This window comes from Mesorhizobium sp. LCM 4577 (genome assembly GCF_001854795.2).
GTDB classification, from domain to species: Bacteria; Pseudomonadota; Alphaproteobacteria; order Rhizobiales; family Rhizobiaceae; genus Mesorhizobium; species Mesorhizobium plurifarium.
Genome location: NZ_MDDU01000016.1, coordinates 1 through 26596, shown reverse-complemented (window position 1 = coordinate 26596; position 26596 = coordinate 1). Strand labels below are relative to the sequence as shown.

Genomic DNA, 26596 nt, shown 5'->3' with positions numbered 1-26596 from the left:
GCGCGAAATTTTTCTGCGGCGGAGCCTTGGGCAGAAACCCGGTGGCTGCCGCCAAGCATGGGCGAGCAATCCTGCCCGTTAGCCCGGGCACTTCGGCGAGCGCAGCACCAGCAGCGGGCAGCGTTCGGCCAGACCGTATGTGCCGCTCGAGGCCAGCCGGACATCATCGAAGAAGGTCCGGGCTTCCTCGGTCAGCGCTGCCGCGGGGGCGAAACTGTAGACGACAGACGAGTTCCGGTAGACGTCGATGGTTCCGATGACCGGCAATTCCCATCCGGTTCGAGCCGACAACTCTTCGCGGTTGGGAAACATCCTGTCGAATTGCTCGAGGATGCCGGTAACCGGAATCGTGTAGTCGGGCGCGCCGGCGATCGCGGTCATGGCCACGCGCCATTTGAGGTCGTGGAAGGTCGAGACGCCGCCGGCCAGCGCAAGGGCGCGGACTTCCCTTGGATCGTCGGGCGTTTCGGGCGAAGCATAAAGTCTGATGGCAGCCCGCCCGTCTGCTCTCAGGGTACGCGCGACCGACGCAAGCAATTTGCGCCTGAAGTCGGCGGCGCCGATGACCGAGAGGCACCCGTCGCCGATCAGTGCCTCGACGCTTGCATCGCCGAACGGCAAATCGAACCAGTCGCCTAGCACCGCCTTGCGCGTGTCGGTGTCGCCCGGCCAAATGCCGGCGATCATGTCGCAAGACTCGTCGACCGACGTCGTCGTGGCGCCAAGCCCGGCGAGTTCGGGTGTCACGCCGAACATGACGACATGCGATCGGCCAAGCCCGAGCTCGCGGTCGTAAGCCTCGACGACTTCCGGCGGCGGCCTCAGCGGCGATCCGAGCAACTGCCAATGCCTGCGAATTGCATTCCAATGCTCCGTCATGCAAGCCCACCCGCTTAGCGCTTTGTATTCGATCGAATAATAGAGGATGCTGAACAAGCCAAGTGGGGGCAAGCATGGCGCGCATCGCGGTGATCACGCATGAGTTGGACCGGTTCCAGGGCCGGCGCGGGCTGCTGATGCGCCGTGACAGCCCCTACATGCTCTTCGACGTGCTGGAAGAACTGAAGCGCCGCGGCCATTCGGTGCAGATACTGAAGGGCATTTCGGCCAARCCGGCCGCCGACATCGCGGTGCTGCATCTCGATGTGACGGTGACACCGCCGGATTATGCCGAATATGCCCGCCGTTTTCCCTTCTGCCTCAACCTCGGCGCCACCGACATTTCGAAACGCCGCGTCAGCGGTGCAGCAATTGGCAGGGACGATCGCTGGGCGGGAAAGGTCATCGTCAAGAGCAGCCTCAACCATCGGGGAACGCCGGAGCAGCAGCTGAACCAGCGCGCGCGGCGTGCCGGCAAGCCGGAGCCGTTTGCGGGGGTCGAGCCGTTCGACCGGTACGAGGTCCATGCTTCGCTCGCCGACGTTCCGGCCGAAGTCTTCGCGCGCCGCGACCTGGTTGTTGAAAAGTTCATTCCCGAGCCGGAGCGCGACGGCTTCGGCGCCCGCTTTTGGACCTTCTGCGGCGAGCGCGAGCGCTGCACCCGCCATGTCTCGCCGCAGAGCCTCGTCAAGGGCGACGACACCATCCGCCGCGAGCCGGTTCCGGTACCGGACGAGCTTCGCGCGCTAAGACGCAAGCTCGGCTTCGATTACGGAAAATTCGATTTCGTCATGCATGAGGGCAAGGCGGTGCTGCTCGATGCCAACAAGACGCCCGGTCGCGCCCGCAATCTGTCGAGCTTCATCGCCGCCGGCAATGCCAACCTTGCCGACGGCTTCGAAGGACTGATCCGACAGGTTTCATAACCGATCGCCTAGGGCGCTTCACCGTTTCGCGGAAACGGTGAAGCGCCCTATCCGTTTGTTTTTACGCAATTCCGGACGGAAAACCGCTCACACTTTTCCTGGAATTGCTCTAGATGTTCATGCCGCCCGACACTTCGATCCGCTGGGCGTTGACCCAGCGATTGTCGTCGGAGAGCAGCGAGGCGATCATCGGCCCGATATCGTCGGCGACGCCGGCGCGGCCGAGCGCGGTGACGCCGGCCACCATGCGGTTGATCTCGGCATTGTCGCGCACATGGCCGCCGTTGAAGTCGGTGGCGATCGCGCCGGGCGCCACGGTGTTGGCGGTGATGCCGCGCTGCCCGAGTTCCTTGGCGAGGTAGCGCGTGAACACCTCGATGCCGCCCTTCATCATCGCATAGGCCGACGAACCGGGAGCGGCGAAGCGCGCCAGTCCGCTCGATATGTTGATGATGCGGCCGCCATCGTTGATCAGCGGCAGCAGCGCCTGGGTGAGGAAGAACACGCCTTTGAGATGGGTGTTCATCAGCGTGTCGAATTCCGCTTCGGTCGTCTCGGCGATCATCTTGCGCAGGCCGGTGCCGGCATTGTTGACGAGATAGTCGAAGCGGTCGCGCTGCCAGGTCTGGTGAAGCGTCTTCTTCAACGCTTCAACGAATGCCGGGAAGCTGGCGACGGCGCCCGCGTCGAGTTCAAGCGCGGCGGCGCGGCCGCCGGCGACCTCGATCTCGGCAATCGTCATCTTGGCCTCGTCGGCGCGCGAGCGATAGGTGATGATGACGTCGACGCCCTTGCGGGCGAGGTTGAGCGCCGTGTTGCGGCCGAGGCCGCGGCTGCCGCCGGTGATGAGGGCGATGGGGCGAGTGGTCATGGCGAAATCTCCTTCTGTGTGAATGGAGACGCATATACTCGCCTGAGTGGTTGATATAATCGGCTCTGCGTTGCCAACACTATTCAGTCTGTGCGAACAATCGGTCATGGACCGGTTCGACAGCATGCGGTTATTCACCCGGGTCGTGGAGCGGCGCAGCTTCACCGCCGCCGCGGCCGATCTTGGCCTGCCGCGCTCCAGCGCCACCGCCGCGATCAAGCAGCTCGAAGAGCGGCTCGGCGTGCAATTGCTCCGCCGCACCACACGCCATGTCACCACGACGCTTGACGGCGAAGCCTACTACCAGCGCTGCATCGGCATCCTCGCCGACATCGAGGACGCCGAGGGCGCCTTCGGCGCGCGCGAAGTGCGCGGCCGGCTCAGCGTCGACATCAACGGCAACATGGCCCGCACCTTCGTCATTCCGGAACTGCCGGCCCTGCTTGCCCGCTATCCAGGGCTCAGCGTGCATATCGGCGAGGGTGACCGCTTCGTCGACCTGGTGCGCGAGGGTGTCGATTGCGTGGTCCGCGCCGGCACGCTGCCCGACAGCGATATGATCGCGCGCCGCATCGGCATGGCGCGCGAGGCGACGGTTGCCAGCGCCGCCTATGTCGAGCGCCACGGACTGCCGCGCACCCTGGAGGAGCTTGCCGGGCACATGATGATCGGCTTCGTCTCGTCCCGCACCGGCCAGGTGATGCCGCTGGAATTCACCGTCGACGGCAAGACCCGCGAGATCGTGCTGCCGTCGCGCGTCACGGTTTCCAATTCCGACACCGCCGCCACGCTGGTGCGCCAGGGTTTCGGCCTCTACCAGGCGCCGCGCCGCCGCTTCGCCGCCGACATCGAAGCGGGCCGGCTGATCGAGGTGCTGCCGGACAATCCGCCGACGCCGACGCCGATCTCGGTGCTCTATCCGCCGAGCCGGCAATTATCGCCGCGGGTGAGGGTGTTCGTGGATTGGCTGGTGGAGATTCTGGGGCCGAAGCTGGATCCCTGATCGCGCTCAGAGAAACAACCGCAACTGCGCATGGATGATCGAGCGATAATCCTCGATCGTCATCCGTCCTTCCGCTTCGTCTTGCGTCAGCGCCAGCCGCACGACGCCGCCGGCGAGCTGGAAGATCAGGAACACGATCCGGGCGAAAGCCTCGCGTTGCTCAGGCTCGATCAACGGGACGACCGTTTCGCAGAACATCTCCGCTTGCCGCTTGGTCTCGGCGATATCGAGATTCTTGAGCGCCTTGTCGGCCTGGATCGCGTTCTGCAAATCCTGGATTGCCGGATCGCCGGCCACGCGGCCGCGATAATCATCGAGCAGTCGGTCAGCTGCCGGCATCACGTCCTTGCGTTCCCGCACATTCGCGACGATCTCGCGGAGCCGCGCCCGGCTTTCCTCGGAAAAGCGCTCGTAGAGCATCGCCAGGATCGCCGACTTCGACGGAAAATAATGATAGACGGTGGCGATCGGCCCTCCGGCCAGCGCGCCCACCTCCTTCATCGTCACCGCGTCGATGCCTTTTTCGCCGATCAGCCGCATGGTCGTGGCGAGGATCGCGTCGATGCGCTCGCGGCTGCGCTCCTGTTTGGGCTTGCGCCGCGGTTCCGTCGCTTTTCGCCTCATCTGCGTCATGCGCCAAATCACTCACGCGAATTCGCGGTTGACAAGAAACATGATCAAGTATCAGTTTCGCCAAATGCTGACAACTTGTCAGCTTTCCGACCGAGCTGCAAGGGAGAGCGCCTCGTGACCGCATCGCAAGCCGCGCAGGCGGAAAATGGCGATTGGCTTGTCGGCAATCCGACCGGGCTGCAACTGGCCTCGGCGCTGTGGATCGGCTCGGTCGGCCTGCTGATCCTCGGCTTGCAGCCGGTGCTGCTCGGCGCGCTCTACACCGAAGGCCACGTCACTGGCGACGAGCTCGCGCTGATGGCCACCGCCGAGATGATCGCGATCGCCATCGGCTCGGCGATCGTGGCGATGCTGCTTCCCGCCAGGAACATGCGCTGGAAGAGCGCGGTGCTGCTCGTGCTTTTGGCGTTCGCCAATGTCTGGACCGCTTACGCCGGCAGCCCCAATGCGCTGATCGGCGCACGCACGCTGGCTGGCCTCGCGGAGGGCGGGCTGGTCGCCGTGGCGACGGAGCTGATCGCCCGCTCGCGCCGGGCCGAGCGCATTGGCGGCTATTTCGTCACGCTGCAGACCTTGGCGCAATGCGCGCTGGCGCTGATCCTCGCGCTCTATGCCGTGCCGCGAGCAGGCTCGGCCGGCGGCTTCATCGCGCTCGGCATCGTCTGTCTGCTTTCGCTCGCCGTCGCCTGGACCGTGCCCGACGACTATGCCGACCTTCCCAAGGAAGAGCAGTTCGCCAATGTCGCGACCGTGCCGGCGATCACCGCGCTTTTGTCGATCTTCTGCTATTTCATGTTCTTCGGGGCCGTCTGGGCTTTTCTCGAGCCGATCGGCGCGCAGTTCGGCATCGACGGCCGCACCGTCGGCCTGATGGTTTCGGCAAGCCTTGCCGCGCAGGTGATCGGCGCCATGACCGCGACAATCTTCGAGGCGCGCATCGACTATCGCTTCGCCATCACGATCATCGGCATCGTCGCGGCGATCAGCTCGGTGCTGCTCGCGTCCGGCCCGGGTCTTTCGGTGTTCTGGGCAGTGGCTCTGGTGATGGGCTTCATCCTGCTCTTCATCGTGCCGTACCAGATCCGCCTCGCCATCACAGCCGACGAGACGCGCACCGCCGCCCTCCTGGTGCCGGCTGCCCAGCTCTTCGGCCTCGCCATCGGCCCGATCGCCGCCTCGCTTCTGATCGAAGGCGACAATTTCCGGCCGGTGCCGGAATTTGCCGCCGCCACCGCTTTGGCGAGCGTGCTTTTGCTCGGCGTCTTCGTGCTGGTCGCGCGCCGCCGCGGCCAGCCCTGAGAGGAGGATCATGATGGCAAAAGCCTGGAGCAACTGGTCCGGCTTCGTCACAGCCTCCCCGCAATCGATCGCGACGCCCGCCGACGCCGGCGAACTGGCCGAGCTGGTGCGCAAGGCGCCCGCACCGCTGCGCGTCGCCGGCGCCGGCCATTCCTTCACGCCGCTGGTGCAATCGGACGGCACTATCGTCTCGCTGGAGAAGATCGAAGGGCTGATCTCGCACGATACCGCGAACAACCGGGCGCGGGTGAGGGCGGGGACAAGGCTGGGCGCCCTGATGCATATCCTGCAGGACATCGGCCAGGGCCTGCCCAATATGGGCGACATCGACAAGCAGGCGATCGGCGGCGCGCTCGGCACGGCAACGCATGGCTCGGGTCCGACGCTCGGCGCCTATCACACGCAGCTCGAGGCGCTGCAGCTGGTGGATGGGCGAGGCAAGCTGCGCGATTATGGCCGGGCGAATGGTCAGGACATGATCCACGCCACCGGCGTCGCGCTGGGCGCTTTCGGCGTGCTGACCGAAGTGACGATGAACAACATTGCGACCTATCGGCTGCGCCGCCGCAAATGGGTGCTGCCGATCGCAGATATGCTGCGCGATTTCGAGGCGATGATGGCCGCGCACCGTTCGGCCGAATTCTACTACATTCCGTTTTCCGGCTACGCGCAGTTCATCGCCAGCGACCTGAGCGACGCCGCGCCGACGCCGCGGCCGACCGAGGACGACGAGGCGGGTCTGGCGACGCTGCGCAAGCTGCGGACGGTGCTGCGCTGGCTGCCATGGCTGCGCCGCGCCCTGATAATGGGCGCGGTCAGGAAAGTGCCGGCAGAGGATTATGTGCAGGACTGGCTCAATGTCTATGTCAGCGACCGTCGCACCAAATTCAACGAGATGGAGTACCACCTGCCTTACGAGGAAGGTCCAAAGGCATTGGCCGAGATCATCACGCTGACGGAGAAGCACTTCCCGGAAGTCTATTTCCCGATGGAGGTGCGTTCGGTGGCACCCGACGAATTCTGGCTTTCGCCCTTCTACAAGAGGCTGACCTGCTCGATCGCCATCCACCACGACGCGGCGAACGACCCATTGCCCTTCATGCGCGCCGCCGAGCCGATCTTCTTGAAGTATGGCGGCAGGCCGCATTGGGGAAAGATGCACAGCCTGAAGGCGGCGGACTTCAAGAAGCTTTATCCGCGCTGGGACGACGCGCTTGCCGTGCGGCGCGACATCGACCCGGACAACCGTTTCGTGTCGCCCTATATGGCCGGCCTGTTCGGTATTGAGCGATGAGAGACTATTTCGCCGCTCTGTCCGAGGCGCTGAAAGCCGCCGATATTTTCCGGCCCTGCCTTGTCCTTGACCGCGACCGGCTGGACGGCAACATCGCGCTGGTGAAGGAGAGGCTGGCGCCGGGCCTTGCCGTGCGGCTGGTCGACAAGTCGCTGCCCTGCTTGCCGCTGCTCTCGCACATCGCGCGAGCACTCGAAACCAACCGCTTCATGACCTTCCATCCGCCCGTGACGCAGGCGGTGCTCGACGCCTTTCCCGAGGGCGACCTGCTCTATGGCAAGCCTATGCCGGTCGGTGCCGCCAGGGTCGCGCTGACCAGAGGCGGCGCCGGCTGGTGGTCGCGTGTCTGCTGGCTGATCGACACGCCGGCGCGGCTGGCCGACTATGGCGCCTTGGCCGCCTCGCTCGACACCGAACTGCGCTTCGCCTTCGAGGTCGATGTCGGCCTGCATCGCGGCGGTTTTTTCAGCCCCGCCGAGATCAAGGCGCTGACGATACCGGAGCGGCTGCGCTGCGAAGGCATCATGGCCTACGAGGCGCATGCGCCGGAGATTCCCGGTTTGTTCGGCGGCGCGGCCAAGGCGCTGAAGCGGGCCTCCGCCAAGGCCGCCGAATTCATCGCCGCCCTCGATCCGGACCAGCGCCGTATCCTCAACATCGGCGGCTCCAAGACCGCGCTGCTGCATGGCGGCGGCGTCGTCAACGAAGTGTCGATCGGCTCGGCCTTCGTGCTTCCGGGGGATTTCGACACGCCCGGCCTCGGCGGCTTCCAGCCGGCGGCCTTCATCGCAACGCCGATCCTCAAGGCGCTCGATCCGATGCTGCCCGGTCCGCCGGYGGTTTCCAGGGCATTGCAGGCGCTCGGCCTCTTTCCGCGCAAGGGCTGCTATCTCTATGGCGGCAAGTGGATGGCCGAGCCGGCGTTTCCCGAAGGCATGAAGCCGAACGGCTTGATCGGGCTGTCGTCCAACCAGCAATTCATGGGCCTGCCGGCGGGCGCCGATGTGAAGCCCGGCGACTACGCCTTCCTGCGGCCGACGCAGAGCGAGGCGGTGCTGCAGCATTTCGGCGCGATTGCGGTGTTCGCCGGCGGGCGGATCGTGGAGTTCTGGCCGGTGCTGCCGATGGGGTGAGGGACGCACGAAGCCGTGATGATCATTTTATTGACTCAGTCAACTAAATGATTGATCCTGTCCACGACAGGAGGACTCCCATGACCATCCACGATCACCCCGGCAAGAAACGCGTCGATACGGTGCGCGCCTTCAATCGCTTCTACACCCGCCAGATCGGCCTGCTCGATGAGGGCCTGCTGAAGAGCGCTTTCTCGCTGACCGAGGCGCGGGTGCTTTATGAGCTTGCCAATCGCGACGGGCTGGTCGCCAGCGACCTGGTGCGCGACCTTGGCCTCGACCCCGGCTATGTCAGCCGGCTCCTGAAGAAATTCGAGGAGCGTGGCCTGGTCGAGCGCGAGGCAAGCGAGGCGGACGCGCGCCGGGCCTCGATCGCGCTGACGCCGGCCGGCAGGGAGGCCTTCGCGCCGCTCAACCGGGATTCGCACGACCAGGTGCGCGCGCTGCTCGACCGCCTGGCGCCCGTCGACCAGGAGAGGCTGGTCAAGGCCATGCGCACGGTGCAGGACCTGCTCGGCGACAGGCCCGAGCCGAAGGTGCCCTATATCCTGCGGCCGCTGCAGGTCGGCGACATCGGCTGGGTCACGCGTCGCCAGGGCATGCTCTACGCGCAGGAATATGGCTGGGACGAAACCTTCGAGGCGCTGGTCGCCGAGATCCTCGGCGAGTTCGTCAAGAATTTCGTCCCGCAATGGGAGCGCAGCTGGATCGCCGAGCGCGAAGGCGAGGTGGTGGGCTCGGTCTTCGTCATGCGCAAATCGCCCAAGGTGGCGAAGCTCAGGCTGCTCTATGTCGAACCGTCGGCGCGCGGCCTTGGTATTGGCCGGCGGCTCGTCGACGAATGCATCACCTTTGCTCGAGCCAAGGGCTACAAGACGCTGACGCTGTGGACCAACGACATTCTTGGCTCGGCCCGCCGCATTTACCAGGCCGCGGGCTTCAAGCTGGTCGACGAGGAACGCCATCATTCCTTCGGCAAGGACTTGGTCGGCCAGACCTGGAATTTGGAGCTTTAGCTCTCTTTCCCGTCTCCCCTTGCGGGCTCACGGGGGAGAAGGCTGATCGGCGCGCAGCGCCGAGACGGATAAGAGGTGTACCAGGAAATCCTGACGTTCCACCCCGCTGGAGCTCTTCAGCCGTCTCGACGCTGTGCCCATGTTCGAAACCCGAACGGTTTCTGAAAATTCTCCGATGTTGGTCGCGACGGCTGGAGAAGGGGGTTGACAAAAGCGCCTCCGCCAGCTGTATGTAACGTTATTACATATCAATCGGAAATGCATCTTTTCAGGCAGGTCGCTTCGAACGGTGACAAGGTTGCGCGGAAGCCCGTTGCGACTCGCGGCCGGACTACCTACGATCGTTACGTCATGGTCCCCGAACCGCAAGGCGAGGGGTGAAAAGGGAACACGGTGAGGCCTATCCGGGTCGAGGCCGTGRCTGCCCCCGCAACTGTGAGCGGCGAGCTCCATCCGAAACGCCACTGGCCGGCAAGGCTGGGAAGGCGGATGGCGCAACGACCCGCGAGCCAGGAGACCTGCCATCGACACGAGTTGACCGGACGGGGTGTGCCGGGAGGAGACGCGGGCACCGGCCTTTCGGCCGACTCGTCCGGCATCCTTCCGTCGCCATTTTGGGAAGTGACGGAAATGCTGGACACCGCATACCATCGTATCATCGTCTGTTCGCTATGCCGCGACACCGTGACCAGGCTGAGGTCCGGCGAGGATCTGTGCGCCGAACTGCGCTCCAGGCTTGCCGGGACTTTGGCGTCGTCTTTTGCTGTCGAGACCGTCGACTGCATGGCCGGCTGTTCGCGACCACTGACCGTCGCCTTCAACGCGCAAGGCAAGGCCAGCTATCTCTTCGGCTCGATCGACAGCGGCACCGATGCCGGCGCGCTAGTCGAGTTTGCCAGACTCTATGCCTCGTTGGCCGATGGCTGGTGCAGTTCCGACCAGCGCCCGGCAAGGCTCGCCGGCAAGATACTGGCGCGCATCCCGGCCGGGGGCAGGGAGCAGGTCCGGTGAGCGCGCCCCTGCTTGAAGCCCGCGCTCTTCGTGCCATGGCAAACGGCCGGACGCTGGTCGAGGATGTCGGCCTGTCGCTGGCGGCGGGTGAGCGGCTCGCGATCATCGGCCCCAACGGCGCCGGCAAGACGACGCTGCTGCGCATGCTATGCGGCGCGCTCCGGCCGAGCGCCGGCGAGGTTCGCCTTGCCGGACGCCGGCTGGACAGGATCACCGCGGCCGAGCGGGCGCTGAGCATTGCCGTCGTCGGCCAGACGGACCAGCCGGATCCACGGCTGGCGCTGATCGACTATGTCGAGCTCGGCCGCGTCCCGCATGCCGGCCTGAGGCGCCGGCACAACGATCGCGACATCGTCGTCGAAGCGCTGCGCCGGACCGGGCTATTGCCGTTACTCGCGCGCAGCATCGGTTCGCTCTCCGGTGGCGAACGCCAGCGCGCACAACTCGCCCGCGCCATCGCCCAGGAGCCGAAAATCCTGTTTCTCGACGAACCGACCAACCACCTGGATCCGCGCGCCCGCGGCGAGCTGCTCGAGCTGGTCGCCGCATTCAACATGACCGTGGTCGCCGTGCTGCACGATCTGGCCCTCGTAGCGCCCTTCGCCACGAGCGTCGCAGTGATGAGCAACGCCCGGCTGCGCGCGCTGGCGCCGCCACGCGACGCGCTGGCGCAGCCGCTCATCCGCGAGGTGTTCGGCATCGATGTGCTGCGCCTGCGGCACCCGACCGAGGACCGCGAGCTCACCGTCTTCGAGCTGCCCACGCGCGCTTCCTCGCCATCCTGAACCTGCCCAACACAAACAAGGAGCATGCCCCGTGAAACGCCTCGCTTTGTCGTTTGCCTTCTCGCTTGTCGCCTCGGCCGCCTTCGCCTTCCCGGTCACCGTCGACAGTTGCGGCAAGCCGCTTACCTTCGACGCGCCGCCGAAGCGCGCCGTCATCCAGGATCTCAACATGGCTGAGATGGCTTTCGCGCTTAAGCTGCAGCCGTCCATCGTCGGGCTCACCGGCATCACCGGCTGGTACAAGGTCGGGCCCGAGTTCAAGGCCGAGCAGGGCGCCATCCCCGAGCTGGCGCCGAAATATCCGACGCTCGAGAACCTCGTCGCCGTGCAGCCCGATTTCTTCTTCGCCGGCTGGTATTACGGCATGAAGCCGGGCGGCGAGGTGACGCCCGACACGCTCGCTCCGCACGGCATCAAGACGCTGGTGCTGACCGAGAGCTGTGTCCATCTCGACAAGAACCGTCCCGCCGCCTCGATGGACCTGCTCTATGGCGACGTCGAGAAGCTCGGCAAGATCTTCGGCAAGGAGGCGGAGGCCGAAAAGCTGGTCCACGGCTGGAAGGCCGAGCTCGCCGGCATCACCGCGAAAGTGGGCAACGCCAAGGGCACGCGCGTCTTCCTCTACGATTCCGGCGAGGACAAGCCCTTCACCGCCGGCAAATTCGCCATTCCCGACGCCATGATCGCTGCCGCGGGCGGTGAGAACATCATGGCAGACATGGCGACGAGCTGGGGCAACACCGACTGGGAGACGGTCGCCTCGCGCAATCCGCAGTTCCTCATCCTGCTCGATTACCAGGATGGCGGCGGCTACAGGAAACTGCTCGATTTCCTCAAAGCGCATCCGGCAATGAAGGAGACCGACGCGGTCAGGAACGAGCGCTTCGTGGCGCTCCGCTACGCCGAGCTGACGCCGGGGCCCGCCAATATCGAGGCGATCGGCAAGATCGCCAGGGCCATGCATCCGGAAGCGTTTTGAGACCGCGGCGCAAGCCATTCGTCCTGGCGATGGCGCTGGGCGCGATCCTGCTGGTCGCGCTCGCGCTGCTTTCGATCGCCTATGGCTCGACGCTGATCCCCTTGCGCGAGGTCGTCGGCGCGCTGGCGCATGCGGCGGGGCTCGACAGCCAGAGCCCGTCCGGCCCGGTCGGCGGCATCGTCGTCGACCTGAGGCTGCCACGCGCGCTCTTGGCGATCGCCGTCGGCGCCGGCCTCGGCGTCGTCGGCGCGCTGCTGCAGACGGTCACCCGCAACGACCTCGCCGACCCGTTCCTGTTCGGCCTCTCCTCGGGCGCGGCCGCCGGTGCAGTCTCCGTTATTACCGTATTCGGCGACACATTCGGCATCTGGACACTCCCGCTCGCCGCCTTCACCGGTGGCGTGCTGGCGGCGGCGATCGTGCTTCTCTTGGTGTCGCGAGTGAAGGGGCAGGGACCGGAGCGACTAATCCTTGCCGGCCTCGCCGTCTCCTTCCTGTTCACCGCTCTGACCAACTATCTCGTCTTCGCCGGCGACCAGCGCGCCGCGCACTCGGTGTTGTTCTGGACCATGGGTGGGCTCGGACTTGCCCGCTGGGACAATATCGGCCTCGCGGCGCTTGGTGCCGGCATCATCCTCGCCTACGGCCTGCGGAACCACCGCCGTTTCGATGCCTTCCTCGCCGGCGAAAGCGCCGCCGAGAGCCTCGGCGTTCCGGTGGCGAGGATGCGCCRCACGACATTCCTCGTCGCCGCCCTGGCGACCGCCATTCTCGTTGCCGTGGCCGGTGTCATCGGCTTCGTCGGCCTGATGATCCCGCATCTCGGCCGGCCGCTGGCCGGTCCGCTGCACCGGCCGCTGATAGCGACCTGCGCGCTCTTCGGCGCGATCTTGCTCTTGGCCAGCGATCTGCTTGCCCGTACGCTTTTGCCGCCGCAGGAACTGCCGATCGGAATCATCACGAGCTCGCTTGGCGCCTTCTTCGTCGTCACCATGCTGATGCGCCGCCGGCCGTGATATCCCGCGCCTTTGGTGCAGCCTGCCCGGCATCGACCCCGTATTTCATCGATCGCTAACCTTTCCGGGCGTTGCATGTCTGCCATGTCGCTTTGCCGGCTTCTGGAACAAAGCATCCTCTTGAATAGTAAGCACGCTTATTATATGTATCGCTCATGGTTTCTGATGGTATCGACAGATTGGGGTTTCTGATCCACGACGTGCAGCGCCTGATGCGCAAGCGTTTCGAGGCGCGCGCCAGCGGGTTGGGTCTTTCCTCGGCGCAATGGCGCCTGCTCGTCCGCGTCGCCAAGGAGGCGGGCGTCGCGCAGGCGCGGCTTGCCGAGCTCCTCGAAATCGAGCCGATCAGCGTCTCCCGCCTGGTCGACCGCATGGAGGAGGGCGGCTGGATCGAACGCCGCCAGGACGCGACCGACCGGCGCGTGCGCATGATCTTCCCGACCGAGAAGGCAAACGCGGCCTATGCCGACGTAAAGAGCCTGGCCGGCGAGGTCTATGAAGAATCCTTGACCGGCGTGTCGGCGGAGGAACGCCGCGTCCTGATCCGGGTGCTCGACACCATCGTGCAGAATCTGACGGACGGCGAGACGTCGTCCCTGGAAAAGATCAAGAATACAGAAGGGCAGGCAGCATGAACGCGGCAGCCAAGATAGAGGACGACAACGTCACCAAGTTCGCTTCGGCGCAGCCGGTCGCGGAAGCCCCGGCGCAGCCGGCGGCCGCTCCGGTTACGACGCCGCCTGAGCCCCAACCGGCCCCGGTCGCGCCCAAGAAGAAGCGCCGCCTTGGCCGCTTCCTGTTGATGGTCGCCCTGCCGCTGGCGCTGCTTGCCGGCGGCGCGTATGTCTGGGTGACGGGCGGCCGTTATCAGGAAACCGAGAACGCCAACCTGCAGCAGGCCAGGATTTCGGTCGCCTCCGACACGGCGGGCCGTATCGTCCAGGTCGGCATCGCCGACAACCAGCTGGTCAAGCAGGGCGACCTTCTCTTTGTCATCGACCCCGAGCCTTACAGGATCGCGCTCGCCCAGGCCGATGCGGCGGTCGCCGCCGCGCGCCTCAACGTCGAGCAACTGCGCGCCGCCTACAGCCAGGCGATGGCGCAGGAGAAGTCCGCCTCGAGCGAGGTCGACTATGCGCAGTCGCAATATAACCGTGCCGCCGATCTCGCGCAGAAGGGCATCAATGCCAAGTCCTCGCTCGACCAGGCCCGCAACGACCTCGACAAGGCCAAGCAGCAGCTGGCCGTCGCGGAGCAGGGCATCGTCAGCGCCAAGGCCGCGCTCGGCGGCAATCCGGACATCGCGACCGACCAGCATCCGACCGTGATGGCGGCGCTCGCCGCGCGCGACAAGGCCGCCTACGACCTGGCGCAGACCACGGTCAAGGCGCCGGCGGACGGCATCATCTACCAGGCCGCCTCCTTCAAGGTCGGCCAGTATGTTTCGGTCGGCACGCCGCTCTTCGCGCTGGTCGAGACCGGCGATACCTGGATCGACGCCAATTTCAAGGAGACCCAGCTCACCAACATGAAGCCGGGCCAGAAGGCCGAGATCGTCGTCGACACTTATCCGGGTCGCACCTTCGAGGCGACCGTCAAGGCGATCGGCGCCGGCACCGGCGCGGAGTTCTCGCTGCTGCCTGCGCAAAACGCCACCGGCAACTGGGTCAAGGTCACGCAGCGCATTCCCGTGCGCCTGGAGTTGACCGATCCCGATGCCAAGATGGCGCTGCGCACCGGCATGAGCGCGACCGTCACCGTCGACACCGGCGTGGCGCGCGGCCTGCCGTCGATCTTCGGCCACGCCACGGCAGGGGAGCACGCGCAGTAACAATACGCCCCCCGCGAATTCGGGGGCGGAGCAGGGGATTGGTCTGATGGGAGGAGTGGGAAGGACAAGCGTTTAAGATCAGCCGCTTGGCGGCGCGATCAAAACCGAAACCTTCGACACGGACCCGTCGGTCCTCAGGTTTCCGGGCGGCAGGCATCCGCTCCAACAGAGACTTTCGGTCGATGTAACCCCCACATCGATAGTCGCGTCCCACCGCGATGAGGGTCTCTCAACGGAAGGCTTTGCCGCCCGGAAGCCCAGTTTACACGTTTTTGTTACCTGCTGGAAGTTCAGCGTCATGAGCAAGCCCGAAGCCTTCAAGGAAGTGCCGCATCGCGGACTGATCACAGTCGCGCTGATGCTGGCGACGATCATGCAGGCGCTCGACACCACGATCGCCAATGTCGCGCTGCCGACCATGACCGGCGATCTCGGCGCGTCGCCCGACAACATCAACTGGGTGCTGACCTCCTATATCGTGGCCGCGGCGATCATGACGCCGGTCACCGGCTGGCTCGCCGACCGGCTCGGCCGCAAGGAACTGTTCCTCGCATCTGTCGTCGGATTCACCATCTTCTCCATGCTTTGCGGCCTCGCCTGGAGCCTCGAGACGATGGTGCTGTTCCGTCTGCTGCAGGGCGTGTTCGGCGCCGCCATCGTGCCGCTGTCGCAGACCTTTCTGCTCGACATCAACCCGAAGGAGCGCCATGGCCAGGCGATGGCGATCTGGGGCGCCGGCATCATGCTCGGGCCGATCCTGGGGCCGACGCTTGGCGGCTGGCTGACGGAGAACTTCAACTGGCGCTGGGTGTTCTTCATCAACCTGCCCGTCGGCATCCTCGCTTTCCTCGGCATGGCCGCCTATCTCCCCGTCATCGCCAAGCGCGTGCGGGGCTTCGACTTCTTCGGCTTCGCCATGCTCTCGCTCGGCGTCGGCGCGTTGCAGCTTCTGCTCGACCGCGGCGGCGAGGTCGACTGGTTCAACTCGGCCGAGATCTGGATCGAACTCGCTCTGTCGCTCACCGGCTTCTGGGTGTTCATCATCCACACCGTGACATCGGAGCATCCGTTCATCGATCCAAAGATCTTCCTCGATCGCAATTTCGTGACCGGGCTGGGCTTCATCTTCGTCATGGGCGTGCTGATCCTGGCCTCGATGTCGCTGTTGCCGCCGATGCTAGCCAACATCTTCGGCTATCCGACCGTGACGATCGGCGTCGTGCTGGGGCCGCGCGGCATCGGCACGATGATTTCCATGCTGGTCGTGGGCCGCATCATGCACAGGATCGACGCAAGGATCCTCGTCGCAATCGGCTTCCTGCTCACCGCGCAGTCGCTCTACACCATGGCGAGCTTCACGCCGCAGATGGACAACTGGCTGATCATCACCTCGGGTGTCATCCAGGGTCTCGGCATGGGCATGGTGTTCGTGCCGCTGTCGGCGGTCGCCTTCGCCACGCTCGACGCGCGCTACCGCACCGATGCCACCTCGCTGTTCAGCCTGGTGCGCAATCTGGGCTCCTCGATCGGCGTGTCGGTGGTCGCGGCGCTGATGGTGCGCAACACGCAGATCAACCACACCGAGCTTTCGACCTTCATCAACCCGTACAACCCGAACCTGTGGGCCGCGTCGCCGGCAGCCGCCGCCGGCGATCCCGCGGCGCTTTCGCAGGTCGACTTGGCCGTCAACGCCCAGGCGATGATGATCTCCTACATCAACGATTTCAAGCTCCTGATGGTGATGACGCTGGTCGCGATCCCGTTCGTCATCCTGCTGCGCAAGCCGAAAGCGGCGCCGGCGGGCGGGGCGCCCGCGGCGCACATGGACTAGGACCGCCGCGCCGGTTGGTCCTAGATCACAGCCGGGACAAGCTGCATCGTTCCAGCGTTGAGTGGTCGGATGAATGCGATGCAGACATTTCCCGTATTCGATCTTGGACAATTCGAGACTGCGAGCGCCGCGCAGAAGAAGGCGCTCGGCCGCGAGGTCGACCAGATCTGTCGCGGCACCGGTTTCCTGGCGATCAAGAACCACGGCGTTCCGCAGGCAGTGATCGACGCCGCCTGGTCGAAGGCGAAGGCTTTCTTCGACCTGCCACCCGAGGAAAAGCAGCGCTCGAAGGCGCCCTACAAGGGTTATCCCTACGGATATCTCGGCCCCGAGCTCGAGGCGCTGGCAAAATCCCGCAATGTCGACACGCCGCCGGATTTGAAGGAGAGCTTCAACGGCGGGCCCCTCCGCGTGCCGCCGGGCATGAAGGACCCGGAGGCGCTGGCCTTCTGCTATGCCGAGACGATCTGGCCGGCCGAGCCCGTGGGCTTCGTCGAAGCCTGGAAAGCGTATTACGCGGCTCTCGAGGACCTGGCGCTGCGCATCATGCGGGTCTTCGCCACCGCGCTTGGCCTGCCGGAAACCTATTTCGACGCTTTCCTCGATACGCCGATCAGCGCGCTGAGGGCGTTGAACTATCCAGAGCAGCATGTCGCGCCGAAGCCCGGCCAGATCCGCGCCGGCGCCCATACCGATTATGGCAGCCTCACCATCCTGCTGCCGCAGGCGGGTTCACGCGGACTTCAGATCGTCACGCCGGACGGCGAATGGGCCGAGGTGCCGCCGATTCCCGGCGCCTTCGTCATCAACATCGGCGACCTGATGGCGCGCTGGACCAACGACCGTTGGGTGTCCACCGTGCATCGCGTCGTCAACCCGCCGGCTGAGCAGGGCGGCAAGGATCGCCGGCAGTCGATGGCCTTCTTCCACCAGCCGAACTGGGATGCCGAGATCACGGTTCTGGACGCATGCCTAACCAAGGGCGAGGTGCCGAAATACGAGCCGGTGCGCTCCGGGCCATACCTGATGGGCAAGTTCAAGGCGACGACGAGATAGGGCCGGGCCGACGGCCTATCGGCCGAGCACCAGCGCCCAGTAGCGCAAGGCAGGATCGCGGCCGTCACGCACATAGGCCAGTCCGAAGCGGCTGAAGTCCGGATCGAGCATGTTGCGGCGATGGCCGTCCGAATGCATCCAGATGTCGAATAGCTTCTCAAGGTCGAAGCGGCCCTCGGCGATGTTTTCGGCCGCGGCGCCCCGCACGCCGTTGTCCTTCATGCGCGAGGCGAAATCCTTGCCCCAGCCTGTGGTGTGGCTCATGCGTTCGCGCGAGGCCATGTAGCCGGCCTGCTGCAGCGCCGCCTGTTCGAGCTGCGTGTCGGGGGTCAGCGCCGGCAGTCCGGCGGAGCTGCGAATACTGGCCAGTGTCGCCGTGGCGGACGAAGAGGCGCCGGCGCCTTCGCCGGTCGGCACCGTGACTGTGCTGCAGGCCGCGATGCCGGCAAGCGCCACCAGGCCGGCTGCCTTGAGCAGCATGCGGCGGTTGAGGTCGGGGAGGGCGGTGATCGAGATGCTCATCCGGCTCTCTGATACCGCCGATCGTGGCTTTTGCCGGGCAGGAGATGAAAGGCAAGGGATGAAAATCGCGTGAAGCGGCGACTTTTCCCGGAAGATCGGCTATGATGCGGTCGTTCTTGAAGTGGCAGCCAGGGGCGGCCACCGCAAGCGGTGACCGACCCGCGTTGATCTGGCGCATGATTGCGTGGCGAGAACCTCCTGGTTTTCGCGCACATGCACTGACAAACGGAGGACGGTTATGGCTGGTTTTCATGTCATGGCGGATGCGTATGGGATGCATGTGCAGCCTACGGTGCGCCGCATCTCCACCTCGGATCTTTGGGACGCGCTGAAGCTCGGCGCCGAGGATTTCTGGGCCAAGCCCTCGCATTACGTGTTCCTGTGCCTGGTCTATCCGATCGTCGGCCTGATCCTGACGCAATGGAGCTCGGGCTCGAACGCCATTCAGCTCGTCTATCCGCTGATGTCGGGTTTCGCGCTCATCGGCCCGTTCGCGGCCATCGGCCTTTATGAGATCAGCCGCCGGCGCGAGCTGGGCATGAACAGCCACTGGCGGCATGCGCTCGATGTCCGCCATTCGCCGGCGCTGCCGTCGATCGCGGTCATCGGCATCCTGCTCTTCGCGCTGTTCCTTTTGTGGCTGTTCACCGCGCAGTCGCTCTACACCAGCCTGTTCGGCGCCGAGCCGCCCGCTTCGGTCGGCGCTTTTGTGCGCGACGTGTTGACGACCGGCAAGGGCTGGACGCTGATCCTGGTCGGCAACGCCGTCGGCTTCGTTTTCGCCGTCGTCGTTTTGGCCACCACCGTCGTTGCCTTCCCGCTGCTGCTCGACCGCGACGTCGGCGCCGTTTCGGCGATCGAAACCTCGGCCCGCGCGGTGATGGCAAACCCGCTGACGATGGCGCTTTGGGGCCTGACCGTCGCCGTATTGCTGGTGGTCGGCTCGATCCCGCTGTTTGCCGGCCTTGCCGTCGTCATGCCGATCCTCGGCCACGCGACCTGGCATCTCTATCGCAAGGTGGTCGAGCCGGAACAGATCCGGCCGGTGCGCCGGCCGATGTAGGACGGCTGGTCCGGAGGGACGGCTATCTTTGCGCCTCGGTCGCCATCTTCAGCGCCAGCGCCGTCAGCACCGTGCCCATCATCCAGCGCTGGACGACCAGCCAGAACGGTCGTCCGGCAAGGAAAGTCGCGATCGAGCCGGCGGTCACCGCGATGATGGCGTTGACGGTGAGGCTGATCGAAATCTGCGTCACGCCGAGCACCAGAAGCTGCGATAGAACATGGCCCTTGGCCGGATTGATGAATTGGGGCAGCAGCGAAAGATAGAGCACGGCCACCTTCGGATTGAGCAGGTTGGTCATCAGCCCCATGACGAAAAGCTTGCGCGGCCGGTCCCTGGGCAACTCGCGCACCTGGAACGGAGAGCGCCCACCGGGCCGTAGCGCCTGCCAGGCGAGCCACAGCAGATAGAGCGCACCGGCGAAGCGAAGCGCGTCATAGGCGTAAGGCACGGCGAAGATGAGCGCGGTGATGCCGAAGGCTGCCGACACCACGTAGAACAGGAAGCCCAGCGCCACGCCGCCGAGAGAGATCAGCCCGGCTTTCGGCCCTTGCGACAGTGAGCGCGAGATCAGGTAGATCATGTTCGGGCCCGGTGTCAGCACCATGCCGAGGCAGATCAGCGCGAAGGTGAGGTGGTTGGCAGCGTCGGGCATTGGGGCTCCATTCGGCCAAGGACTCATCACGGCCGTCCACCGGCCGCAAGACCTTGACTGCGGCAGCTTTTGCGCCAGCGGTGATGATTGGCGAAATCGGCGAAGCGGCCAATCTCGCCCCTTGCGGGGGAGATCAGCAATTTCCACGCCGGCGTGCTTAACCCACCACCCGCAGGTTCGACAGCTCGTTGGCAATCTCCTTGAAATTGTCGGAGAGCGTCGCGCCGGTGGCGTTCCAGAACAGCTTGGCCGGCTTGCTGGGGTTGGTCGGATCCTTGCGGAAGCGGGAATCGGAAGAGCATGCCTTCAGCGCGGCCATCGCCTTCTGGTCGCTGGTATCGGTCGATGACATGTCGAGAGCGACCGTCATGACCATGATCTTGGCCGCCTTGGCATTGTCGCATAATTTCGCCATCTGCTCGTTCATCGCCGCGGTGTAGTTGCTCGACGAATAGTTGAACTGGCCGATGGCGCTCGACGTGCCGCCGAACAGGCGGGTGACCGAAGTGCCGTTATAGCCGACGCCGGTATAGCCATAGGCGGCATAGGTCGACTTGTTGCCGGCCGGGTCGGGATTGACCGTCGAATAGGTGTTCTCGCCGTCGGTGAGCACGATGACAACCTTGTCGTTGCCGCGCTCGGTTTCCGGCCGCCCCTCGGTGAAGGGGGGCGCGCTGGAGACGGTGCGCCAGCCCCAGGCCATGCCTTCGGGCACGTTGGTGTTGCCGTTGGGCTGCATCAGATCGACCGCCGCCTTGATGGCCGCCAGCCCGTCCGTGGTTGTGACGTCGGTGAGCGGCGTGATCGGCGTGGTGGTGCAGCTATAGTTCGGGCCGGCGCCTTTCGACAGCACCGGCGCATCGATTGGCCGGGGCATGAAATACTTGGCCATGTTCGACTGCCTGGTCTTGCCGGTGGTGCTCGAGGGATCGTCGTTCCACCAGCTGTTGGCCGCGCCATAGGTCACCGGCCTCGGCTCATCGGGGTCTTGGGTCACGTACCAGTGGTTGCCGGGTTCGTCCGGGGCGAACATCGGCACGAACATCGTCGCGGGGTTTCCGACGCCAATGCCGGTGTTGTTGGGGCCGCCGGAGGCCGGCGTGTCGTCGACATTATAGGGATAAGGCCGGACCTCGACGCAGCCTTGCCAGCTGGCGAACGGTCCGTAAGTGTCGATATAGTCGTATTCGTCGTGGCTGCGCTTGCAGGTGTGGTTGTCGCGATATTCGTCGCAGACGACGCGCTTGCTGCCGGCGATACGTTCGTGGCTGGTGACGACCTTCATGTCCCGATAGAGTTCGAAGCGAGTCAATATCTGACCCTCTTCCGTGCCCCAGCCGGTACCCTTTTTATACCAGATGCCGTTGGTCTTCTGGGCGTATTTGTCCGGCGCATTCAGCGTCGACCAGTCGAAATTCTCATTGGCGACCGGCGACAGCCCGTAGGTGTCCATCCAGGAGGCATTGTCGTTTTTCGGCCCCACATTGACCGAGGCCGCGAACGGCACGAGGCTGAACTGGACCGGCTTGTCGATCTGCTTGATCTGCGCCGCCTGCTGCGCCAGCGTGTCGACGAGCTGCTTGGCGGCCTGCTTGAGCAAGTCGATGCGCTTCTGTCCCGTGCCTGTGCCGGGCGTTGTCATGGAGCCCGAATTGTCGAGCACCATCGCCACTTCCAGCGTGTTCTTCAGCCGCACCTGGGAGTCCATGGCGAGAGTGATCGGCTTGTTCGCGTCGACCGTCGACGCGCCGACGAGCAGCGAGGAGGATGGATAGAAGTAAGGATGGTAGTTCAGCGTCGCGCTCATGGTGAGCAGGCCGCCGCCGGCCTGGTTGGTCGGCAGCGTGATGTTGAGCGAGATGTCGGCGGGGTCGATGTTGTTGAGGTTGGCGTTGAAGAAGTCGACCGCGTAGGCTCTGATCTGGTCGTCGGTGGCGCCTTCGGCAAGCCGCCGCGCGGCGGCAAAATTGGCGGCGTCGAGCGCGTTCAGCACCATCTGCTTCTGGCGATTGAGCTCGCTGAAATCGACAGCTATCGCCACCGCCCCCATCAGCGGCACCATGGCGATTGCCGTCATGAGCGCATAGTTGCCGCGGCGGTCACGGCAGAATTGATGCCAGAATTTGCGCATTGTACTTGAAGCGGCCCCCCGCCGACGGATTTTCGCCAGGCCACACTTCCACAAAACGCTGAAGGACCGGTTTGGCAAACCGCTCGATTGCTTAACGGAGGCTTCACCAAGCGCTAACCAAGCCAACTGACCGCGGCCATGCCGCGCGACGAAAAACGCCCGCCTTGCGAGCGGGCGTCGTCGATCATTTGTCCGAGCAGATCAGCTGACGATGCGAAGGTTCGACAATTCGTTGCCGATCGCCTTGAAGTCGTCCGACAGCGTTGCGCCGGTCGAATTCCAGAACAGCTTCGCTGGCTTGGTCGGGTCGGTCGGATCCTTGCGGAAACGCGAATCCGACGCGCAGGCCGTAAGCGCCGAGATTGCCTTCTTCTCGGCAGTTTTTTGATTGCTGAGATCAAGGGAAACAGTCATGACGATGATGTTATTAGCCTTGGCGTTGGCGCATAGCGTTTGCATCTGCTCGTCGAGAGCGGCGGTATAGTTGGCGTCCGTATAGGTGCTTTTGCCGACGGCTGAGCTGGTGTTCATGAACAGGCGGGTCACCGAGCCCGAACCGGGATATGCCAGCCCTGTATATCCATAAGCGGCATAGGTTGATCTGTTCTTGGCGTAGCTGCCATCGTTGACTGAACTATAGGTGTTGGCGCCATCCGTGAGCACGATGACAACCTTGTCGTTGCCTCTTTCGTTATTATCTCGGCCCTCGGTGAAAGGCTCATTGCTGGAAAGAGTCCTCCAGCCCCATGCGAGTCCCTCTGGCACGTTGGTGTTGCCCGTAGGCGTCATCGCATTTATGGCATTGAGGATTGTCTGCTTGCCGATAGTCGTCGTTACATCCTGCAACGGTGTGATCGGGCTTGTCGTGCAACCGGCGTTGGGGCCATCGTCTGCCGACACGGTCGAAGCGTTGTACGGTTTGGTTAGAAAATATTTCCGCATATCCGCTTGGCGCTTGGTCACTGTTAGACCGTCGCTCGAATCTATCCACCAGTTGTTGCTGTAGCCCCACGAATTCGTGCTGGTGCGCGTGCTGTCAGTCCACAGATTACCTGCTTCGTCGGGGGCGAACATGGGGACGAACAGCGTCGCGGGAGTGCCTGGGGCCGGAGTTGTGTCGTCAACATTGTAAGGGTAGGGCCGGGCCTCTACGCAGCCTCGCCAAGCCTCATAGGGAGCCGTCGTGTAAGTGTATGTCTGGCATGAACCGTTGCTGTTCTTTTTGGAGCAGGTTCGAGTAGTGGCCATGACATCGCCATAAAGACTGAAGCGCGTTGCCTTCGCATTTTGGCTTGCGCCCCAGCCGCTGCCGCGCTTGTAATAGATATCGCCGACTTTCTCGATGTACTTGTTCGGATCATAGCCGGACGCGTTCTTGTACATCTGTGACCAATCGAAATCCTCATGATGGATGGGCGAAATGCCATCCTGGTCCATCCAACTCTTGTCCTTGTTGGACGGGCCGACATTGACCGAGGCAGAAAACGGGACCAGCGAGAACTGCACGGGCTTGCTGACCTGCCGCATTAAATCGGCCTGTCCGGCCAGCGTGGTCACCAATTCGGTAGCGGCGGTCTTGAGGAGTTCGATTCGCTGTTGGCCGGTACCTGAACCGTTCAGGCTCATCGATCCGGAATTGTCGAGCACCAACGCTACTTCCAGCGTGTTCTTGAGCCGGATCTCGGATCTTGCCGAGAAGGCGAGGTTCGTTTGGCCGGCCGTTCCGCCAAGCAGCGCGACCGCGGCCGGCAGGAAATAGGGCTTGTATTTCAGGGCGGCTTCGAGCACCAGCGTGCCGCCGCCGGCATTGTTGTTGGGCAGCGTTACCGTCAGCGTCGTATTCGCCGGAAGGACGTGCCTGAGATTGGCCTCGAAGAAAGTTTTGGCGTAGGCCTTGGCGTCGGTGTCGCTGGCGCCGGCGACGATCTGTTGTGCCGTCGCGATGCCGGCCGCGTCCAGCGCGTTCAGCGTCTCCTGCCGCTCCCGCACCAATTCGGTATAGTCGACCGCCAATGCGATGCCGCCCATCAGCGGGATCATCGTGATGGCCGTCATCAAGGCGTAATTGCCACGCTTATCGCGAAAAAAATCGCGGATCATTGTGCTTACCCCCGCCAAGGATCCATATTGAGCTACGACGTTGGTCGTATACGGTCTGCTACCATGGTCATAAATCGTTAAATTTCAGCTTGCGCGAAACAATCAACCACGCACTGCCTTTTTGACGGCGCGTTAACCTTGTGCTTTGCGGGCTTGCGGGATGGACCGCGATGGTAGCGGCGGGGAAAGCTCGTGACAGGATGAAGCGCTTCGGTTATGCGGGACCTGCCGTGGCGACCCCTGAACCGAAGGGGCCGCAGCGGCCTTGCCAGGATCAAAACCAAGGACACGGCATGGCGGATTCGCCCGACATCATCGCTTCGCTCGACGATCTGGCGGGGCGCTACGCTGCCATCCTGTGCGACGTGTGGGGCGTCGTTCACAATGGTGAATGGCATTTTCCGGCCGCAGCCGCCGCGCTTGCCAGGGCGCGCGTGGCCAAGGTGCCTGTCGTGCTGATCACCAATTCGCCGCGTCGCAGCGCCGACGTCGTCGCCCAGATGAAGGTCATCGGGGTTCCCGCCGATGCCTGCGACCGGGTCGTCACCTCCGGCGATGTGACCCGCGACCTGATCGCAGAGGGACCCAGGAAGATCTTTCACATCGGTCCCGAGCGCGATTTCACCCTCTATGACGGGCTCGACGTCGATCTCGTCGAGGAGTTCGAGGCCTCCGGCATCGTCTGCACGGGCCTCTATGACGACGAGGTCGAGAAACCCGCCGACTATGCCGAGCTGCTGCAGCGGCTGCGTGCGCGCAATCTGCCGTTCATTTGCGCCAATCCGGATATCCTGGTGGAGCGCGGCGAGCGCACCATCTGGTGCGCCGGCGCGCTCGCGCGCGATTACGCCCAACTGGGCGGCCGCACGTTGATTGCCGGCAAGCCCTTCGCGCCGATCTACGATGTCGCCATGAAGGAGGTCGCCGGCCTTCTCGGCCGCGCCGTCGAGCGCAGCGAGGTTCTCGCCATCGGCGACGGCATGATGACCGATGTCAAGGGCGCGGCCGACAACGGTTTCGATGTGCTCTACGTCTCGGGCGGCATCCACGCTCGCGACTATGGCGATCCGCTGCGGCCCGATCCGGAAAGGCTGGCGGGCTTCCTTGAAAAGCACGGCTACCGGCCGGTCGCCGTCATTCCACGTCTGCAATAGGTTGGTGGTCTGGCCATGACGGGCGCTTCGACATGACGCAAGCCTTCGAACGTCTTTCGGCGGTCGCGCCGCTGCCCGCCCATCTGCGCGGCGGCGTTGTGGCGATCGGCAATTTCGACGGTGTCCATCGCGGCCACCAATCCGTCCTGGAGCGCGCGCTGGCTGAGGCCCGCCGCAATGGCGTGCCCGCCCTGGTGCTCACCTTCGAGCCGCATCCGCGCAAGGTTTTCCGGCCACAAGTGCCGCTCTTCGTGCTGACGCCGCCGCCGATGAAGGCGCGGCTGCTCGCCGGACTTGGCTTTGCCGCTTTGGTCGAGCAGCCGTTCACCCGCGATTTTGCCTCCCTTTCGCCCGAGGCTTTCGTGACCGACGTGCTGGAGAAGAACCTTGGCATCCGCCACGCCGTCACCGGTTTCGACTTTCATTTCGGTAAGGACCGCCAGGGCGGCCCGGCTTTTCTGATGGCGGCCGGAGAGCGGCACGGCTTCGGCGTGACGCTGGTCGACGCCTTCCGCGATGAAGGCGCCGAGGTGGTTTCGTCGAGCCGCATCCGGGAACTGCTTGCCGAAGGCAAGGTGGAGGAGGCCGCCGGACTGCTCGGCTACCGTTTCACCGTCGAGACCGAGGTGATCGGCGGCCAGCAGCTTGGTCGCACCCTCGGTTTCCCGACCGCCAATATGCGGCTTTCGCCGGAAGCGGCCTTGAAGGAAGGGATCTATGCCGTCCGTTTCCGTCGCGCCGACGGCACGCTTCATGACGGCGTCGCCAGCTTCGGTCGGCGTCCGACCGTTGATGACAATGGCGCGCCGCTGCTCGAAACATACGTCTTCGATTTTTCCGGCGATCTCTACGGAGAGACCTGCGAGGTGTCGTTCTTCGGCTTCCTGCGCCCCGAGCTCAAATTCGATGGTCTCGACGCGCTGGGGGCGCAGATGAAAAACGACGAGGCCGAGGCGAGGGCGCTGCTGGCGGGCGTTCGCCCGCTCTCGCAGCTGGACGCCGAGATCACGTTCTAGATCGTCTTCAGCCTACCGCTCAATCAAAAGGCTGACCCGCGTGGGTGAAGCATTTCACCGAATGCGGGTGTCCGATTGTGCGGAAAAAGCTAGAGCGGGATGAGATTAGCTCCGGTCATAGCCTGAGTTTGCAAAATAGTTTGAGCATTCGTGTGGAGTGACACGATTGAGGGTTTGGCCAATTGCATCGCAAACGGCTTCGACGGTTCGCTTTGCCGCTTTTCGCAGCCAGTGCTTGAGCTTGGCGAAGAGCTGTTCGATTGGATTGAGATCTGGCGAGTATTTGGGCAAGAAGAAGAGCCTCGCACCGGCTTTGCGAATGGCGCGCCGAACAGCCTTGCTTTTGTGAGAGCCGAGATTGTCCATCACAACGATGTCACCCGGCTGGAGGG

The 26596-nt window shown here is 64.3% G+C and carries 25 protein-coding genes and 1 riboswitch; of the genes, 17 read left to right on the top strand and 8 right to left on the bottom strand.

From position 1 onward, the window contains the following. Positions 1-78 precede the first annotated feature (78 nt). Positions 79-879 carry a methyltransferase type 11 gene (locus LCM4577_RS18775; protein ID WP_071072848.1) on the bottom strand — a complete coding sequence of 267 codons (801 nt, stop codon included), beginning with the start codon at positions 877-879 and terminating at the stop codon, positions 79-81. Positions 880-953: 74 nt separating this feature from the next. On the opposite strand from LCM4577_RS18775, the gene LCM4577_RS18770 reads away from it, so the two are divergent. Beyond that, positions 954-1805 (top strand): hypothetical protein, encoded by an 852-nt coding sequence (locus LCM4577_RS18770; protein WP_071072801.1) that lies wholly within the window; start codon positions 954-956, stop codon positions 1803-1805. Between the two features lie 109 nt (positions 1806-1914). On the opposite strand, the gene LCM4577_RS18765 is transcribed toward LCM4577_RS18770, so the two are convergent. Further along, positions 1915-2676 (bottom strand): SDR family NAD(P)-dependent oxidoreductase, encoded by a 762-nt coding sequence (locus LCM4577_RS18765; protein ID WP_071072799.1) that lies wholly within the window; start codon positions 2674-2676, stop codon positions 1915-1917. A gap of 106 nt (positions 2677-2782) precedes the next feature. Between LCM4577_RS18765 and LCM4577_RS18760 the strand changes: the two genes are divergently transcribed. After that, a complete protein-coding gene (locus LCM4577_RS18760) occupies positions 2783-3679 on the top strand; it encodes a LysR family transcriptional regulator (RefSeq protein WP_071034968.1) in 897 nt (298 codons plus the stop codon). A 6-nt stretch (positions 3680-3685) separates the two neighbouring features. Here the strand turns inward: LCM4577_RS18760 and LCM4577_RS18755 are convergent, their stop codons facing one another. Beyond that, positions 3686-4312: a TetR/AcrR family transcriptional regulator gene (locus LCM4577_RS18755; RefSeq protein ID WP_071072797.1), complete on the bottom strand. Its 627-nt coding sequence runs from the start codon at positions 4310-4312 to the stop codon at positions 3686-3688. A gap of 114 nt (positions 4313-4426) precedes the next feature. On the opposite strand from LCM4577_RS18755, the gene LCM4577_RS18750 reads away from it, so the two are divergent. From LCM4577_RS18750 to LCM4577_RS18695, 12 genes are all read left to right on the top strand, one after another. Continuing rightward, positions 4427-5611: an MFS transporter gene (locus tag LCM4577_RS18750; RefSeq protein ID WP_071072795.1), complete on the top strand. Its 1185-nt coding sequence runs from the start codon at positions 4427-4429 to the stop codon at positions 5609-5611. Between the two features lie 13 nt (positions 5612-5624). Next, positions 5625-6905 carry a D-arabinono-1,4-lactone oxidase gene (locus LCM4577_RS18745; protein ID WP_071035014.1) on the top strand — a complete coding sequence of 427 codons (1281 nt, stop codon included), beginning with the start codon at positions 5625-5627 and terminating at the stop codon, positions 6903-6905. After that, positions 6902-8038, top strand: a complete 1137-nt coding sequence (locus tag LCM4577_RS18740) for an alanine racemase (protein WP_071072793.1) — start codon at positions 6902-6904, stop codon at positions 8036-8038. The genes LCM4577_RS18745 and LCM4577_RS18740 overlap by 4 nt, the downstream gene beginning before the upstream one ends. Before the next feature lie 80 nt (positions 8039-8118). Continuing rightward, complete coding sequence (locus tag LCM4577_RS18735) at positions 8119-9054, top strand: helix-turn-helix domain-containing GNAT family N-acetyltransferase (RefSeq protein ID WP_071072791.1); 936 nt, start codon at positions 8119-8121, stop codon at positions 9052-9054. A 335-nt stretch (positions 9055-9389) separates the two neighbouring features. Then, positions 9390-9595, top strand: a riboswitch (cobalamin riboswitch). Between the two features lie 89 nt (positions 9596-9684). After that, positions 9685-10065 (top strand): DUF1636 family protein, encoded by a 381-nt coding sequence (locus tag LCM4577_RS18730; protein WP_071072786.1) that lies wholly within the window; start codon positions 9685-9687, stop codon positions 10063-10065. After that, positions 10062-10850, top strand: a complete 789-nt coding sequence (locus tag LCM4577_RS18725; RefSeq protein WP_071034962.1) for an ABC transporter ATP-binding protein — start codon at positions 10062-10064, stop codon at positions 10848-10850. The genes LCM4577_RS18730 and LCM4577_RS18725 overlap by 4 nt, the downstream gene beginning before the upstream one ends. A gap of 31 nt (positions 10851-10881) precedes the next feature. Beyond that, the gene (locus LCM4577_RS18720) at positions 10882-11829 is read left to right on the top strand and encodes an ABC transporter substrate-binding protein (RefSeq protein WP_071034961.1); all 948 of its coding nucleotides are present in this window, start codon (positions 10882-10884) and stop codon (positions 11827-11829) included. A 29-nt stretch (positions 11830-11858) separates the two neighbouring features. Then, a complete protein-coding gene (locus LCM4577_RS18715) occupies positions 11859-12845 on the top strand; it encodes an iron ABC transporter permease (RefSeq protein WP_083354772.1) in 987 nt (328 codons plus the stop codon). 155 nt (positions 12846-13000) lie between these two features. Then, positions 13001-13480 carry a MarR family winged helix-turn-helix transcriptional regulator gene (locus LCM4577_RS18710; protein WP_071034959.1) on the top strand — a complete coding sequence of 160 codons (480 nt, stop codon included), beginning with the start codon at positions 13001-13003 and terminating at the stop codon, positions 13478-13480. Continuing rightward, the gene (locus tag LCM4577_RS18705; protein ID WP_071072782.1) at positions 13477-14676 is read left to right on the top strand and encodes an HlyD family secretion protein; all 1200 of its coding nucleotides are present in this window, start codon (positions 13477-13479) and stop codon (positions 14674-14676) included. The genes LCM4577_RS18710 and LCM4577_RS18705 overlap by 4 nt, the downstream gene beginning before the upstream one ends. A gap of 298 nt (positions 14677-14974) precedes the next feature. Then, positions 14975-16507: a DHA2 family efflux MFS transporter permease subunit gene (locus LCM4577_RS18700; protein ID WP_071072780.1), complete on the top strand. Its 1533-nt coding sequence runs from the start codon at positions 14975-14977 to the stop codon at positions 16505-16507. A 78-nt stretch (positions 16508-16585) separates the two neighbouring features. Further along, positions 16586-17563, top strand: a complete 978-nt coding sequence (locus tag LCM4577_RS18695) for an isopenicillin N synthase family oxygenase (RefSeq protein WP_198541060.1) — start codon at positions 16586-16588, stop codon at positions 17561-17563. A 15-nt stretch (positions 17564-17578) separates the two neighbouring features. Here the strand turns inward: LCM4577_RS18695 and LCM4577_RS18690 are convergent, their stop codons facing one another. Continuing rightward, a complete protein-coding gene (locus tag LCM4577_RS18690; protein ID WP_071072777.1) occupies positions 17579-18085 on the bottom strand; it encodes a CAP domain-containing protein in 507 nt (168 codons plus the stop codon). Positions 18086-18323: 238 nt separating this feature from the next. Here LCM4577_RS18690 and LCM4577_RS18685 point away from each other — a divergent pair, with 238 nt between their 5' ends. Beyond that, positions 18324-19148, top strand: coding sequence for a DUF2189 domain-containing protein (locus LCM4577_RS18685; protein WP_040980935.1), 825 nt, complete (start codon positions 18324-18326; stop codon positions 19146-19148). A 22-nt stretch (positions 19149-19170) separates the two neighbouring features. On the opposite strand, the gene LCM4577_RS18680 is transcribed toward LCM4577_RS18685, so the two are convergent. The 3 genes from LCM4577_RS18680 to LCM4577_RS18670 form a co-directional block, all read right to left on the bottom strand. Next, the gene (locus LCM4577_RS18680) at positions 19171-19803 is read right to left on the bottom strand and encodes a LysE family translocator (protein ID WP_041009656.1); all 633 of its coding nucleotides are present in this window, start codon (positions 19801-19803) and stop codon (positions 19171-19173) included. Between the two features lie 157 nt (positions 19804-19960). Next, on the bottom strand, positions 19961-21934 hold the full coding sequence (locus LCM4577_RS18675) for a pilus assembly protein (RefSeq protein ID WP_071072775.1): 1974 nt from the start codon (positions 21932-21934) through the stop codon (positions 19961-19963). Positions 21935-22135: 201 nt separating this feature from the next. Beyond that, the gene (locus LCM4577_RS18670) at positions 22136-24034 is read right to left on the bottom strand and encodes a pilus assembly protein (protein WP_052469047.1); all 1899 of its coding nucleotides are present in this window, start codon (positions 24032-24034) and stop codon (positions 22136-22138) included. Positions 24035-24327: 293 nt separating this feature from the next. On the opposite strand from LCM4577_RS18670, the gene LCM4577_RS18665 reads away from it, so the two are divergent. Together LCM4577_RS18665 and LCM4577_RS18660 are read left to right on the top strand one after the other, a co-directional pair. Continuing rightward, positions 24328-25188, top strand: coding sequence for a TIGR01459 family HAD-type hydrolase (locus LCM4577_RS18665; protein ID WP_071034951.1), 861 nt, complete (start codon positions 24328-24330; stop codon positions 25186-25188). 32 nt (positions 25189-25220) lie between these two features. Beyond that, the gene (locus LCM4577_RS18660; protein ID WP_071034950.1) at positions 25221-26204 is read left to right on the top strand and encodes a bifunctional riboflavin kinase/FAD synthetase; all 984 of its coding nucleotides are present in this window, start codon (positions 25221-25223) and stop codon (positions 26202-26204) included. A 105-nt stretch (positions 26205-26309) separates the two neighbouring features. Here the strand turns inward: LCM4577_RS18660 and LCM4577_RS18655 are convergent. Beyond that, positions 26310-26596: transposase (locus LCM4577_RS18655; protein ID WP_131803473.1), on the bottom strand; the 287-nt coding region annotated here is incomplete at its 5' end.